Origin of the sequence: Photorhabdus viridis, from assembly GCF_040256935.1 — a bacterium.
Taxonomy (GTDB): domain Bacteria; phylum Pseudomonadota; class Gammaproteobacteria; order Enterobacterales; family Enterobacteriaceae; genus Photorhabdus; species Photorhabdus viridis.
The window spans coordinates 109,847-124,850 of the sequence record NZ_JBEJZY010000006.1 but is presented as its reverse complement, the minus strand read 5'-3'; the positions used below and the strand labels follow the sequence as shown (position 1 = coordinate 124,850).

12 protein-coding genes and 1 pseudogene are annotated in these 15,004 nt (G+C 41.9%); 9 read left to right on the top strand and 4 right to left on the bottom strand.

What is annotated here, in order from left to right:
- From ABR397_RS03880 to ABR397_RS03870, 3 genes and pseudogenes are all read left to right on the top strand, one after another.
- On the top strand, nucleotides 1-583 hold a 583-nt coding region (locus ABR397_RS03880), incomplete at its 5' end, for an S-type pyocin domain-containing protein (protein WP_350304561.1).
- Entirely contained in the window at nucleotides 583-1,047 is a 465-nt protein-coding gene (locus ABR397_RS03875; protein WP_350304560.1) for a DUF6392 family protein, read from the top strand. The genes ABR397_RS03880 and ABR397_RS03875, both read left to right, overlap by 1 nt.
- Before the next feature lie 105 nt (nucleotides 1,048-1,152).
- Nucleotides 1,153-1,297: pseudogene (locus ABR397_RS03870) on the top strand (DUF6392 family protein); the annotation flags it as partial.
- Nucleotides 1,298-2,529: 1,232 nt separating this feature from the next.
- Here ABR397_RS03870 and bioA read toward each other — a convergent pair.
- The gene (gene bioA, locus ABR397_RS03865; RefSeq protein ID WP_350304559.1) at nucleotides 2,530-3,801 is read right to left on the bottom strand and encodes an adenosylmethionine--8-amino-7-oxononanoate transaminase; all 1,272 of its coding nucleotides are present in this window, start codon (nucleotides 3,799-3,801) and stop codon (nucleotides 2,530-2,532) included.
- A 94-nt stretch (nucleotides 3,802-3,895) separates the two neighbouring features.
- On the opposite strand from bioA, the gene bioB reads away from it, so the two are divergent.
- Genes bioB through bioD form a run of 4 tightly spaced genes read left to right on the top strand, consistent with a single transcriptional unit; the run spans nucleotide 3,896 to nucleotide 7,508 of the window.
- On the top strand, nucleotides 3,896-4,933 hold the full coding sequence (gene bioB / locus ABR397_RS03860) for a biotin synthase BioB (protein ID WP_350304558.1): 1,038 nt from the start codon (nucleotides 3,896-3,898) through the stop codon (nucleotides 4,931-4,933).
- On the top strand, nucleotides 4,933-6,084 hold the full coding sequence (bioF, locus tag ABR397_RS03855) for an 8-amino-7-oxononanoate synthase (protein ID WP_350304557.1): 1,152 nt from the start codon (nucleotides 4,933-4,935) through the stop codon (nucleotides 6,082-6,084). The genes bioB and bioF overlap by 1 nt, the downstream gene beginning before the upstream one ends.
- Nucleotides 6,068-6,835: a malonyl-ACP O-methyltransferase BioC gene (gene bioC, locus ABR397_RS03850; RefSeq protein ID WP_350304556.1), complete on the top strand. Its 768-nt coding sequence runs from the start codon at nucleotides 6,068-6,070 to the stop codon at nucleotides 6,833-6,835. Before bioF ends, bioC begins: the two co-directional genes overlap by 17 nt.
- Complete coding sequence (gene bioD, locus ABR397_RS03845) at nucleotides 6,828-7,508, top strand: dethiobiotin synthase (protein WP_350304555.1); 681 nt, start codon at nucleotides 6,828-6,830, stop codon at nucleotides 7,506-7,508. Before bioC ends, bioD begins: the two co-directional genes overlap by 8 nt.
- 306 nt (nucleotides 7,509-7,814) lie before the next feature.
- Here the strand turns inward: bioD and ABR397_RS03835 are convergent, their stop codons facing one another.
- Together ABR397_RS03835 and ABR397_RS03830 are read right to left on the bottom strand one after the other, a co-directional pair.
- Nucleotides 7,815-8,708 carry a queuosine precursor transporter gene (locus ABR397_RS03835; RefSeq protein WP_350304554.1) on the bottom strand — a complete coding sequence of 298 codons (894 nt, stop codon included), beginning with the start codon at nucleotides 8,706-8,708 and terminating at the stop codon, nucleotides 7,815-7,817.
- Nucleotides 8,709-9,323, bottom strand: coding sequence for a helix-turn-helix domain-containing protein (locus ABR397_RS03830; RefSeq protein WP_350304553.1), 615 nt, complete (start codon nucleotides 9,321-9,323; stop codon nucleotides 8,709-8,711). It lies immediately after the preceding gene.
- A 1,372-nt stretch (nucleotides 9,324-10,695) separates the two neighbouring features.
- Between ABR397_RS03830 and uvrB the strand changes: the two genes are divergently transcribed.
- A complete protein-coding gene (gene uvrB, locus ABR397_RS03825) occupies nucleotides 10,696-12,702 on the top strand; it encodes an excinuclease ABC subunit UvrB (RefSeq protein WP_350304552.1) in 2,007 nt (668 codons plus the stop codon).
- A gap of 146 nt (nucleotides 12,703-12,848) precedes the next feature.
- Complete coding sequence (locus tag ABR397_RS03820) at nucleotides 12,849-13,775, top strand: Rpn family recombination-promoting nuclease/putative transposase (RefSeq protein WP_350304551.1); 927 nt, start codon at nucleotides 12,849-12,851, stop codon at nucleotides 13,773-13,775.
- Between the two features lie 308 nt (nucleotides 13,776-14,083).
- Here ABR397_RS03820 and yvcK read toward each other — a convergent pair whose 3' ends face one another.
- The gene (gene yvcK / locus ABR397_RS03815; protein ID WP_350304550.1) at nucleotides 14,084-14,992 is read right to left on the bottom strand and encodes a uridine diphosphate-N-acetylglucosamine-binding protein YvcK; all 909 of its coding nucleotides are present in this window, start codon (nucleotides 14,990-14,992) and stop codon (nucleotides 14,084-14,086) included.
- Nucleotides 14,993-15,004 lie beyond the last annotated feature (12 nt).

The following is a 15,004-nucleotide window of genomic DNA, read 5'->3' as shown; positions in this document are numbered from 1 at the left end:
TCCAGCCCATACCGGGAATGAAGAGCGGCCGTTTATTCCGTCGCAAATCACCGTATTGCCAATCCCGGAAAAAGTGGGCAGCGATATTGAATCGTTGCCGATGCCGGAAGAGAAGGATTTCCGCGATTATATTCTGATCTTCCCGATCCCGAATATGCCGTCGGTGTATGTGTATTTGAGTAAACCGCCGGTGAAGTTGTTTGAGGTGGATTTGTACAGCAATTTTGCGGGCAGGCCAAGGAATGGGACACATGCGGATCATATGCCTTCGGCGGCGGCTGTTAAGGCTTATTTTAAACGGTTATATCCATTATTAGATGAACGTGAATTCAAGGAATTATCTGAGGATGTCGCTTCTATCATTATACCCGCAGAGGTACATCAAAAGCTCAGTGTTACCTATGAAGGGAGAAATACGTCTACCCAGATAGAACAGGATTCGAAGAATTTACGGGCAGCGCTTGATCGGGACTTTAATACGATAAAGCCAGTACTGAAGGAATATGGCGCAACAGAAGCACAACTTGAAGATGCCAGAGCCAAAATGCATAAGCTGAACCAAGAACAGGGGTTATACAAATAATGACAGTCAATGTTGAAGTGTTAATAAATAGTCTAGGGAAATCTTATCAGGAGATTTTTGATGAAGGGTTAATCCCTTATAAAACCAAGCCAACAGGCTTTTCTGGTGACGAGGTGGTATGCCTGGATATGGTAAAAGAGGGGGTATTTCTAGCGTTTTACCGAGAAGAAAAGCGTTTAAAAGAGATTACATTGACCTTGCTAAATGAAAAACCTCTATACCAATTTCCTAATGAGCTGCCACCTCCTTTGGTGTCTCAGATGTCACGACAGTGGGTTCATGAACAGTTTGGTAAGCCTGAGAAATTACAGCAACCACAAATAATAATGAAACGTCAGTTTGGATGGAAAGAGTTATATACATTACTTGATTTCCGCATTCCTACCAGTATGAAGATCTCTTATGACATGATGGAGCGGGTAAAATCAGTAACGTTTTTACCCACTACAGAAGTGCGTTGGTAGTTAATAGAAAGGAGGAGGTTTTTTCTTAAAAGCTTTTTCATTAGCGGTTTGAAAAGCCAAACCGCTAATGAATTGGCTTAACCAAGAATAGGAATTATATAAGTAATGGCAGTTAATATTGAAGCGTTAATTAATTGTTTAGGAAAAACCTATCAGGAAATTTTTGATGAGGGATTAAATTCCTTATAAAACGAAGCCAAGTGGTTTTCCGGGTGATGAGGTTATTTTCTTGGAAATGGTAAAAGAGGGGGGGGGGAGAGTTTTATAGTGAGGGGATGAATTAAAAATAAATTACGTTAACCTTATTAAATCTTCTATATCAAGGACGGATTTAACTCAATAAATGCAACTTTTCAGGAGGAGAGTAAATTACATTTAATCGAAAATCATAAACTATTAATAGCGAATTGAAAAGAAATCCGTGCGTAAAATAATACTATCCGAACAGATGGGTATTAAAATGCTTTTTCACCAGTTATTTTACGAAGAAAACCATAAAAAATAGGATAATAAAAAAAGGAATAAAGCAGTTAATCTGACAGGATTTAAGCCCTGAAAAAGGGATTGATTATCCGAAAAGAACAGAGTCAGTAAAGATAAAAAATGGATATGATTAGTATTGGTTAAATGTAAAATACAATATCCAATGATGATTAAACTTAACAAAAAGCAGACGTTAGAAGGGGTAAAAATAACGGTTAAAACTTTATACCAATTAAAACCATAAGTTAAAAATGACTTTTAATAACAATTTAAATAGCTTTTCATAATTCTGCTACACATGGCCTTCTTCAACCCATTGTTATATATGGAGTTATGGGTGGAATAAGATGTAGCGCTATTTTAGAATCTTATTTAAATCCTGTCTATAAAATAAATGAGACTTTTTAAAAAGAGAGTGGATTTCATTTAATCGAAAATCATAAACTATTAATACAGAGCTGAAAAGAAATCCGCGCGTAAAATAATACTATCCAACCAGATAAGTATTAAAGCGCTTTATCGTCGGTTATTTTACGGAGAAAACCATAAAAATAGCATAATAAAAAAAGGAATAAAATGGTTAATCTGACAGGATTTAAGTCCTGAAAAAGGGATTGATTATCCGAAAAAAACAGAGTCAGTAAAGATAAAAATCGGGTATGATTAGTCTTCGTTAAATGTAAAACACTATATCCGATGATGATTAAACTTAACAAAAAGCAGACGTTAAAAGGGGTAAAAACAACGGTTAAAACTTTATACCAATTAAAATCATAAGTTTAAAAAATGACTTTTAATAACAATTTAAATTCTGTCTATAAAATAAATGCAACTTTTAAAATGGAAAATTAATTGCATTTAATCGAAAATCATTAACTATTAATAGCGAGTTGAAAAGAAACACGTATGTAAAATAATATTATCCGAACAGATGAGTATTAAAGCGTTTTCCCGCCAGATTCGCAGAATGAGTGGCGGGAGCCAATAATTAACATCAAACTACAGATTAATTGCGTTGAAAACAGCCTTTGTCAAACATGAAAGCTGCTCTGGTTGAATAATATAAGGTGGCATCAGATAAATCAGTTTACCAAATGGCCTTATCCAGACACCTTTAGAAACAAAATGGTGTTGTAACACCGCCATATTTACCGGTTGTTTCATCTCCACCACCCCAATGGCGCCTAATACCCGAACATCTGCCACTTTTGCATGTAATTTTAATGGCATCAATTCAGTGCTTAATTGGCTTTCAATCGATTTAATGCGCTGTTGCCAAGGGCTTTCTAATAGCAATTTCAAACTGGCCTCCGCTACGGCGCAAGCCAATGGATTTCCCATAAACGTTGGACCATGCATAAAACAGCCGGCTTCACCATTACTGATCGTTTCGGCTACTTTACGGGTTGTCAGTGTTGCTGATAACGTCATATAGCCGCCAGTCAGCGCTTTACCTACACATAAAATATCCGGTTCAATTTCAGCGTGTTCACAAGCAAACAATTTTCCTGTACGGCCAAAACCGGTGGCAATTTCATCGGCAATTAATAGAATTTGATGCTGATCACAGAGCATTCTGACCTGGCGCAGATATTCAGGATGATAAATCCGCATTCCTCCGGCACCTTGTACAATCGGTTCCAGAATAACCGCAGCAATATCATTGGAATACTGCTCCAGCAAAGTACGGAATGAAATGATATCCCGTTCATCCCAAAGAGAATCAAATCCACATTCAGGTGATTCGGCAAACAGATGTGGCGGCAGATAACCTTTGTAGAGATTATGCATCGAATTGTCGGGATCACAGACAGACATAGCACCGAACGTATCACCATGATAACCGTGACGTAATGTCAGGATACGCTGACGTTTCTCACCTTTTGCCTGCCAGTATTGCAACGCCATTTTCAGGGCCACTTCTACCGCAACAGAACCTGAATCAGCCAGAAAAACGCACTCAAGCAATGGTGGCGTAATGTCCACTAATTGTCGGCAAAGTGCGATTGCGGATGGATGGGTAATTCCACCAAACATGACATGGGACATCTTATCAATCTGAATCTTAGCTGCTTGATTCAGTACCGGATGGTTATATCCATGAATAGCGGACCACCATGAGGACATGCCATCTATCAGCTTACGGCCATCCGTGAGTTCCAGCTCGACGCCAGAGGCGCTGACAACAGGATAAACCGGAAGTGGCTTGGTCATAGAGGTATAAGGATGCCAGATATGGCGCAGATCAAATTCAATATCGGAAGAAGTCATAAGGCTACATGTAAACTAATTTATTTAAAATAGGTTGACAGTATAACGGCATTATTTAAACTGACGAGACTTTTTTCACACTGGAGATGTCATTGTGACTGAACGTGAGCAATGGACAATTAAGCAGGCGCAAGAACTGTTTGATAAACCTTTTTTCGAATTATTATTTCAAGCGCAACAGATTCACCGTATGCATTTTGACCCGCAGCAGGTACAGGTCAGTACATTACTTTCCATCAAAACGGGCGCTTGTCCGGAAGATTGCAAATATTGCCCGCAAAGCTCCCGCTATAAAACTGGCCTTGAAAAAGAGCGGTTGATGGAAGTGGAGAAAGTGATTGATTCTGCCCGTAAGGCTAAAAACGCAGGTTCAACACGTTTTTGTATGGGCGCCGCCTGGAAAAACCCTCATGAACGGGATATGCCTTATCTGGAAAAAATGGTTAAGGAAGTCAAAGCATTAGGGATGGAAACCTGCATGACGCTTGGCATGCTCGAGGGTTCACAAGCGAAGCGGCTGGCGGAAGCGGGATTAGATTACTACAACCACAACCTTGATACCTCACCGGAATTTTATGGCAACATCATTACTACCCGGACCTATCAGGACCGGTTGGATACGCTCGATAAGGTGCGGGATGCGGGAATAAAAGTTTGCTCTGGTGGTATTGTCGGCTTGGGTGAGGAAATCCGTGATCGGGCTGCGTTATTGGTACAACTGGCAAACCTGCCAAAACCGCCGGAAAGTGTACCCATTAACATGTTGGTAAAAGTTAAAGGCACGCCGTTGGCTGATAACAAAGATGTGGATGCTTTTGATTTTATCCGCACAATTGCGGTTGCCAGGATCATGATGCCAGCTTCTCATGTTCGGTTATCCGCCGGTCGTGAACAGATGAATGAGCAGACGCAGGCAATGTGTTTTATGGCGGGCGCCAATTCTATTTTCTATGGCTGTAAGTTGCTGACAACACCTAATCCTGGTGAAGATAAAGATTTACAATTATTCCGAAAATTGGGCATTAACCCTCAACAGACTCAAACAGCATTCGGTGATAATCAGCAGCAACAGCACCTGGCAGAAGCGATCATCAATGCGGGTAACGAACAATTTTATAATGCGGCATTGTAATGGATTGGTCAGCGTATTTTTCCCGGCAATTATCCGAGCGTCGGGACTCTTCTCTATGGCGTCAGCGGCAGGTTAATCAGAAATCAGACGGGCGCTTCCTGTATACCACTGAAGGCAAATATCTTAATTTTTCCAGTAATGATTACTTGGGGTTAAGCGCAAATCCCGCAGTCATTTCCGCATGGCAGCGAGGGGCTGAACAATATGGTGTTGGCAGTGGGGGTTCAGGCCATATTACGGGTTATACAAACGCTCATCAGCAGTTGGAACAACAATTGGCTGACTGGCTGGGTTATTCAAAAGCATTACTGTTTATTTCAGGATATTCCGCTAATCAGGGGGTAATTGCAGCGTTAATGACGAAAACGGATCGGATTATTGCCGATCGCTTGAGTCATGCTTCATTAATAGAAGCTGCCATGCATTCATCCGCTCAATTACGTCGTTTTCGCCATAATCAACCTGCATCACTTGCGGATTTACTGGCAAAACCCTGTGTTGGGAAAACATTGGTGGTGACCGAAGGGGTGTTCAGTATGGATGGCGACTGTGCGCCGCTGGCCGATATTTATCAGCAAACTCGCGTTTCGGGTAGTTGGTTAATGGTGGATGATGCACATGGTATTGGTGTCTGTGGTGAACAGGGCCGGGGGAGCTGTTGGCAACAGAAAGTAAAACCGGAAATTTTGATTATCACTTTTGGCAAAGCGTTTGGATTGAGTGGCGCCGCGGTACTTTGCGATGAGCAGACGGCAGAATATTTGATTCAGTACGCCCGTCATCTTATTTACAGCACTTCTATGCCTTCGGCGCAGGCGCAGGCGATTTCTGAAGCGATTCGGCAGATACAATCTGGTGATGAGCTGCGCCAACAATTACAGCAAAATATTGATGACTTCCGCCGTCAGGCACAGAAACTGCCATTCAACCTGACAGATTCAACTACGGCGATTCAGCCATTGATTGTGAGTGATAATGAGTTGAGTGTGTCTTTATCTCAATATCTGCAACAAAAAGGAATTTGGGTTAAAGCGATTCGTCCTCCGACAGTGCCACCAGGCAGTGCCCGATTACGTATTACTTTGACTGCCAGCCATACGCAGCAGGATATTGATATATTGACGGAGGCGCTATATGAGTTTTGTAGCTGAATGTGTCGATAAGCGGGCTATTGCCGGCGCATTTGGGCGTGCTGCCGCCAATTATGATGTGGTAGCAAAATTACAGCAGCAAACCGGCGAATTTCTCATGCAACAAGCCAGTGGGCATCTTGGCAGATTGGTATTGGATGCCGGTTGCGGTACCGGTTTTTTTAGTCATCGCTGGCGGCAACAGGGGAGACAGGTTATCGCGCTGGATTTGGCATCAGGTATGTTAGCTCATGCCCGTGAAAAGCAGGCAGCAGATTATTACCTGCAAGGAGATATTGAACATTTAGGGCTTGCTGACAGCAGTGTTGATATCTGTTTCAGTAATTTGGTTGTTCAATGGTGTGATGATTTATCTGGTGTTTTAACCGAGCTTTATCGGGTAACACGCCCTGGTGGATTGATTCTATTTTCCACTTTGGCCCAAGGTTCATTACATGAATTGCAGCAAGCCTGGAGTGCGGTTGATAATTATCAGCATATTAATCATTTTCTGCCCCAGCAGATGATTAAAGATGCTTGTCAGGATTTCCGGCACCGTCTTATCAGTCAGGTTTATCGCCAACAATATCCGCATATATTGCCACTATTGGGTTCCTTGAAAGGGATTGGAGCGACTCATCTTCATTGTGGGCGACAGCAGGGACTGATGACCCGTGGGCGTTTGATTGCTTTAGAGCAGGCTTACCCACGGGAGGATAAACATTTACCTCTGAGTTATCAGGTTGTTTTTGGAGTTATTTATCGTGACTAAGAGCTGGTTTTTAACGGGTACAGATACCGAAGTAGGTAAAACCGTTGTAAGTTGTGCTTTGCTACAGGCTGCGACTAAAGCAGGATATAAAACAGCAGGTTATAAACCCGTCGCTTCCGGCAGTGAAATAACGCCGGAAGGTGTCCGTAATGCGGATGCATTGGCATTATTGGCGAACAGTTCTTTACCTTTGCAATATGAGGAAGTGAATCCGCTGGTATTCGTTGAAGCGACATCACCGCATATTGTTAGTGCTGATTTAAATCAACCTATTGATTTTTCTGTTATGTCTGCGGGGCTGCATCATCTGGAAAAGAAAGCAGACTGGGTTTTAGTCGAAGGCGCTGGTGGCTGGCATACGCCGTTATCGGAATCGGCGACTTTTGCTGACTGGGTGATTAAAGAGCAGTTACCGGTTATTCTGACCGTGGGTGTGAAACTGGGCTGTATTAATCATGCGATACTCACCGCAGAAGCTATCAAAGGTTCAGGATTATATTTTGCAGGTTGGATAGCGAATGAAGTTGAACCCGCAAGCAAGCGTCAGAAAGAATATCTGGCGACATTAGAACGCATGTTACCCGCGCCTTTATTGGGTACTATTCCTCATTTAACGCAAGAATATCTTAATTATTCAGGTGAATATATAGATTTTAAATTACTGGTTAATTGAATTATTCGGAGAGCATAAATCTATCCGGCGTCTCCGAGAGGCTTTTTTATCCGCAGCCGCCATGTCAGAATTTTAAAAACGCATTTATCTCGTCAGTCAAAAACCAGTGCACTATGGTCACGATCTTATTTTGCATGGCGCAATGATTGAAACGTTGAAAACCTATGTCAGAGTGCAGGAAACCCCTGGTTAGCTCCCCTTATATCGCCGCCCGATTGGGCGACGGTTTACGGGGCAATGGCTAAATTGGGGTTATTCTCAATGTAGGTAAACATTTCATCTATGCGTTAAGAGATACCTGCTATATTATACTTCAGCGAGTTTTTTATTGACCGTGGCATCTGAGGGTTGGTTTATATAACTCCTGAATATCTTTCTTACCAGATATATAGGGCCGACACCCAGAATAGAATAAACGACTTTAATTATAAATTGGGCAATAATCATTTCTTTTATGATATCGATGCTGAGAACACTATAAAAAGCAATTGAGCAGAATATTATGCTATCAAATGCCGAGGCGATGACAGTACTGGTTATCACTCTGAGGAAAAGATATTTTGAATTTGTGAGAGACTTTATTTTGCAAAGAAGATACGAATTTATATTCTCAGAGATAAAATAAGCAAGAGATGATGCCAGTAATATCGAGACGATACTATCAATTATACCGTTATAAGTTGCACTAAACTCCCATCCGGGAACACCTGGCATCAGTGCGGTTGCCCAAAGCCCCAGAACAAACAGTAAATTCGCGGCAAAGGAGATAATAATCGTTCTTCTTGCCAGGCGTAACCCATAGAATTCGTTTAGGATATCGACCAGAAGGAAAGTTATTGGGTAAATAAAAACGCCGGGTGGAGTGACGATATTAATAATAGGGACATGAATAGGCTTCACACCACATATTGTGGAGAAAATATAAATAACACTGAGTGCGACGCTGATGAGTAAATACGCTTGCCATGAACGCTCATGACGATCACCGAGTTCATAAGCTGTGACAATGTTACTGTGGCTGTATAATTTCCGATATAGCGTACTGAGTTCATGCCTGCTCAAATCTTCTGAAATATCACTATCGACCAGCTCTTTCAGCCCCATGGTAATGGTCTTGCCCGTCGCAAGTACCATGATATTGGCTGATAATTTACCGTACCGTGTAAATCCCAATAACTTAAATTTCTGGTTTGCAGTCATTTATAGCCTTTCTCCTACGATATAACCTAAAAATTGAGCGTATTTAGGGTATCTTCTGTCTATACTGTCATCATCTTTCTCTTGCCGAATAAAGAACCCGATGTCTTTAGAGTAGTACAGTAATGGGGCGTTAGTGACTAACGCGGGAGGGCGTTTTATGATGATTACCTCATCGGGTATAAATGTATCCCCTATTTCCGATTCGACTTTAATCGCCAGCATATTTGATTCATCGCCAAAGAAATAAGTCAGCGGGTACTCGGTAACAAGCTGGCCTATTTTTTTCCCGGAAACAGATAAAAATTCAGATTGTGGAATGATGGGGATGGCTGACGGATTTTTATTACCTTCAGTTGAAAGCGTTTCATTGAGGCGTTCTAGTTTTTCAAGGTCATAATTTTCTATTTCTTCACAGGAAACACCGAAAAAATCGGAGATCCGGAGGATAGTAGATTGTTGAACGTTATTAACTTGCCCTTCTAGAATTTTATAAATGGTCGTACGTGTTAAACCTGTTCGATTGGAAAAGGAACTCTTGGTTTCGCCACGGGTACGTATCAAATACTCTATATTCTTAATGATATTTGTTTTTCGCTGTGCATTAGATATTTTCATAAAAATCCTTTATGTAAAAATTACTGCATAACTATATATTACTCAATAATATTGTCCAGTATGAGAAAACCACTCATTGTAATAGTTTATTAATTTTACTTTAATATGTTATTTTTATGACTATTTATATTAGCACATCTTGTGTCGGAAAATGGGTATGGAGTTACATTTATATTTAAAAATAAAAGTTAAATCATAGTATTAAGTTAGATGCATTATAAAGTTTACATAAAAATGAACTTTATGTTTCTTTTTATGTTGACTTTATGGACTCTATTACAATAATGTTAAGTTGTGTTGATGTGTTTTCTGGCAGTCGGATAGCGTCAACCAAAGCATTATTCCTATTATAAATCCCTCGGGGAAGAGCTACTTCAACCTTCGAGTTTAAAAACTGGTTATTTCTTTTAGCACTAGGGAACCGCTGTAAAATAAGGAAATGAAATAAAAATTAGGACTTAAATTAGTAAATTAATTAAATGGTAACACAGTTAAATCACCGGGAAATGACAATATAAAAATGCTTGGGAACAGCAATAGATTAAAATTGTAGATGATAGGTACAAAGTAGGTCTTTCGATCGAAAATAGCCAGCAGAATATTGGACATTTTGTCAGGGCAATGTAGATCTGATATTTTTGTATCTATCGTTTTTTTTAAAACTCCTTATGGCGCTTATCTTGTAGAATAGGGGAATACTGATGTGAATTAATCTGCTTATCAAGGATATATTGTCTATCCTGGTTAAAAGATGAGTTTTACTCATATCAATAAGGTGGTTTTATTTTTCTGGCAAATGCTTATTAGCATCTCTTCTGGTGTAAACAGATTTGATACTGGAAAACTGTTTACCGGTTATTTCCATTGAATGAAAATTCTGCTGCGAAGTCGGTATGGTTTGTTGCTGGTTAAAAAAACAGTAAAAATTTTTACTGGTAGAGGATACCTCTTTTGTGGAATGATGCTGCAACCTCATACAGCTAATAGGGTTTGTAGAGTTATCCACTATTCCTGTGGATAACCTTGTGTATTAGGCTTAGAAAAGTTGCGTAACGCAAGAAAATACGCGGCTTTCATTAAGGTTGATGTTATTCTCGTCTTTGTTTTAATTTTATTTAATATCAATAAGATAACTAAAATCAAGCCTTGTTTGATCGGTGATGATGCTCTGTGTTGTCACCTTTCAGTCGATCATATAAAAAATGAAAAAATCAAGGTGATTTTGGGGATAACGTGGTATTTATTTTGATGTCAACCAATTTTTAGTTAATAGGGAAATGGTCCAAATTGAGCCGGTTTTTACAAAACTGACTTGAAGCTGGTTTTTTATCCAGTATTATAGACGGCTTAATGTTAGGAAAGTGAGATATCTATGAGTAAGGTGTTCAAATTACGTTCTGACTTCCAACCTGGTGGTGATCAACCAGAAGCTATTCACCGATTGCAGGAAGGGCTGGAAGACGGGCTTGCCCACCAGACTCTATTGGGCGTAACGGGGTCTGGTAAAACATTCACTATTGCTAATGTGATAGCGAATTTAAACCGGCCAACAATGGTACTTGCGCCTAACAAGACACTAGCGGCCCAACTTTACAGTGAAATGAAGGAATTTTTTCCAGAGAATGCGGTGGAGTACTTTGTTTCTTACTACGATTATTACCAACCTGAAGCTTATGTTCCCAGTTCCGATACTTTTATCGAAAAAGATGCTTCAGTAAACGAGCACATTGAACAAATGCGTTTGTCCGCCACGAAGGCTTTACTGGAGCGGCGGGATGTTATCGTGGTTGCATCTGTATCGGCTATTTATGGCTTGGGTGATCCGGACAGTTATCTGAAAATGATGCTCCATCTGACCAATGGCATGATTATCGATCAACGTTCCATTCTGCGGCGTTTAGCTGAATTGCAATATACCCGTAATGATCAGGCGTTTCAGCGAGGAACATTCAGGGTACGTGGTGAAGTGATTGATATCTTCCCGGCTGAGTCTGATGAGCATGCCTTGCGTGTTGAATTATTTGATGATGAGGTAGAACGGTTATCACTGTTTGATCCGCTGACGGGACAGATTGAATATCATGTTCCGCGATATACTGTTTATCCGAAAACTCACTATGTGACTCCTCGTGAGCGTATTATTCAGGCGATGGAAGAGATTAAAGTTGAGCTTGAGGAGCGGCGCAAAGTACTGTTGGCAAACGGTAAGTTGTTGGAAGAACAGCGTGTCGCTCAGCGTACCCAGTTTGATTTAGAAATGATGAATGAATTGGGTTATTGCTCCGGCATTGAAAACTACTCTCGTTACCTCTCTGGACGTGCGGAAGGAGAGCCGCCTCCGACACTGTTTGATTATCTCTCTGCTGATGGCCTGTTGGTGGTGGATGAATCACACGTGACAATCCCGCAAATTGGTGGGATGTACCGAGGGGATCGTTCCCGTAAAGAAACGTTAGTGGAATATGGTTTCCGTATGCCTTCCGCATTGGATAACCGTCCGCTGAGATTTGAAGAATTTGAAGCACTGGCTCCACAGACAATTTATGTTTCAGCCACGCCGGGTAAATATGAATTGGAAAAATCCGGTGGGGATGTCGTGGAGCAGGTGGTGCGTCCTACCGGTTTGCTTGATCCTGAAATAGAAGTTCGCCCAGTAACCACTCAGGTTGATGACTTACTGTCTGAAATCCGCATCCGGGCGGTGAAAAATGAGCGGGTGCTGGTTACTACGCTGACCAAGCGAATGGCGGAGGATTTAACTGAATATTTGGAAGAACATGGTGAGCGGGTTCGTTATTTGCACTCAGATATTGATACTGTCGAGCGTGTGGAAATTATTCGGGATCTTCGTTTAGGTGAATTTGATGTATTAGTAGGTATTAACTTGCTGAGGGAAGGGCTGGACATGCCAGAAGTTTCTCTGGTGGCGATTCTTGATGCTGATAAAGAAGGTTTCCTGCGTTCTGAGCGTTCATTAATTCAAACTATTGGGCGTGCCGCTCGCAACTTGCATGGTAAGGCGATTCTTTATGGCGATAAGATCACTGATTCAATGGCGAAAGCGATTGGTGAGACGGAACGTCGTCGTGCTAAACAACAAGTATTTAATCAAGAGCACGGTATTGTTCCAACAGGCCTGAATAAAAAGATCAGTGATATTCTGCAAATTGGTCAGCCTGCGGGTAGCAAAGGGAAGGGCAGAAGTAAGGTGGTTGCGCCGGAAGAATTCAGCAAGCTGTCCGCCAAAGAGCTGGAAAACAAAATCCGCGGGCTGGAAGCGAAAATGTACCAGCATGCGCAGGATCTTGAATTCGAGCAGGCGGCGAGTGTTCGGGATCAGGTTCAGGCATTGCGTGAGCAATTTATTGCCAATTCTTAATTAACCTGAACTTCGTTTAAGAAGGAAATTAAAGTGTCTGAGATACGATCAACGTTTTTGTCAAAGAACATTCAAGACATCGCAGTCCGCTCGATTTTTTGCTTAATATTCCTTCAATATAAAATAAAGTATGTTACCATCCGTCGATGAAGAGAAAAAATACACCAACGCCACATGACGCTGTTTTTAAACAGTTTTTAAGTCATATTGATACGGCCAGAGATTTCCTGGAGATACATTTGCCTGCTAAATTACGGGCAGTTTGTGATCTGGATACACTGCGGTTGGAATCAGGATCGTTTATTGAAGACAATCTGCGGGCGCATTATTCCGACATTTTGTATTCATTGAAAACGGCACGAGGTGAAGGTTACGTGTATTGCGTGATTGAACACCAAAGTTCCCCGGACAAGATGATGGCATTCCGGCTAATGCGTTATAGTATTTCAGCCATGCAACGACATCTGGAGCAGGGACATGAAAAATTGCCGCTGGTCATTCCGGTGTTGTTTTATCACGGGAAAGTACAGCCGTATCCCTGGAGTACCAATTGGCTCGACTGCTTTGATGCTCCGGTCCTGGCGAAGGAAATCTATTCCGGTCCCTTCCCGCTGGTCGATGTGACGGTCATTCCTGATGATGAGATCCTGACGCACAAACGGGTCGCGCTATTGGAAATGGTGCAAAAACATATCCGGCAGCGAGATATGGCGGAGCTGCTGCAAGAGTTGGTCATACTGCTGACGTATGATTATTATACGGATGAACAGTTAAAAAGCGTGCTAAACTACTTATTACAGGTGGGAGATACCGCCGATCCAGAGGGTTTTATCCGGCGACTGGCAGAACAGTCCCCGAGGTATGAGGAGGTACTGATGACAATAGCACAAAGATTGGAACATAAAGCACGTCAGGAAGGGCGTCAGGAAGGGCGTCAGGAAGGGCGTCAGGAAGGGCGCCAAGAGGCAACTTTAAAGATTGCTCATGCATTGCTGAACAGCGGAATCGATCGTGAAACGGTGATGAAAACTACCGGTCTGAGCCAAAACGAACTTGAGCAAATACGCCACTAACTCATGTTGAGAGTGCTTAACCAGCATTAGCAATTCTTGTTAAAAGAGGATGTTACGGTGACTGTCAAAACAATCACCGGAGTCTGAGTATCGACCGTGAACGGTGATGAAAATCACCGGACTGAGCCAGAGTGAGCTTGAACAAATGTCCGATAAACTTACTGGCTGATACGTTATCGGCATAAAAATGCTTGAATCAATGCACGAAACGCATAATAGAAGCTGCACATTTACATACCAAGCGATAAGACCGAGTCTGAATCTACGTGCCTCTGAAATCTCTATTTCTTAAGCAGAGCTGAGGTTAATTAACCAAGGTTTTGCAGGGTATTTTCTAACGCCTGATGCAGTAATTCACGGTCGTGGCGGTAGGGAATATCCTGTGCTTCCAGTATTTGTTGAGTGATAATCCGGTCGCTAAGTTCGCTGATATCTGTGCAGGGGCCAACAATGACCGCGTTAATCATCCGGCAGCCAATTTTGTTTTCCATTATTTCCAGTTTATCTTTCAGTGTTAACCCAGCGGCGGCGGTACTTAATTCTTTCCCAAGATTGCCGATATAAATCATACTGGCGTTGCTGCGGCGTAGTGCCTGAGTTAAATCTTCAAGTAAAAGTAATGGCATTAGACTGGTAAAGAAGCTTCCAGGCCCGATAATAATCAGGTCCGCCTGAGTGATAGCATCCAGCGCCTCTTTTGTCGCCGTAGCTGGAGGATAAATCATCAACTCCCGTGGAATACAATGCAACTGATCAATATTGACTTCGCCATAGATGGTATTGCCTTGATCATCTACCGCCATCAGGTCAACGGGTTGTTCAGACATGGGAATAAGATGAGAATTCACTTTAAGCAGGCTGCGGATTAAATTAATCGCTTCAAGAGGCCTGACACTCAGATGATCCAACGCCTTAAGCATCAGATTACCCAAATTATGACCTGCCAGTTCCCCATTACCACTGAAACGGTATTCAAACATTGCTGATGCAACGCTGGGCTCGGTAATGAGCTGATTTAAACAATTGCGGGTATCTCCCCAAGCGATACCGCCTTCAGAACGCCGGATCCTGCCGGTTGAGCCGCCATTATCTGTCGTGGTGACAATACCTGTCAGGCGGGAGCCTAATGATGAAAGAGAGGACATAACACGCCCCAGGCCATGACCTCCACCGAGGGCAACGACCCGATCTAAATCGGCTAATGTGCGGTTTCGCATAGAATTCCTGTT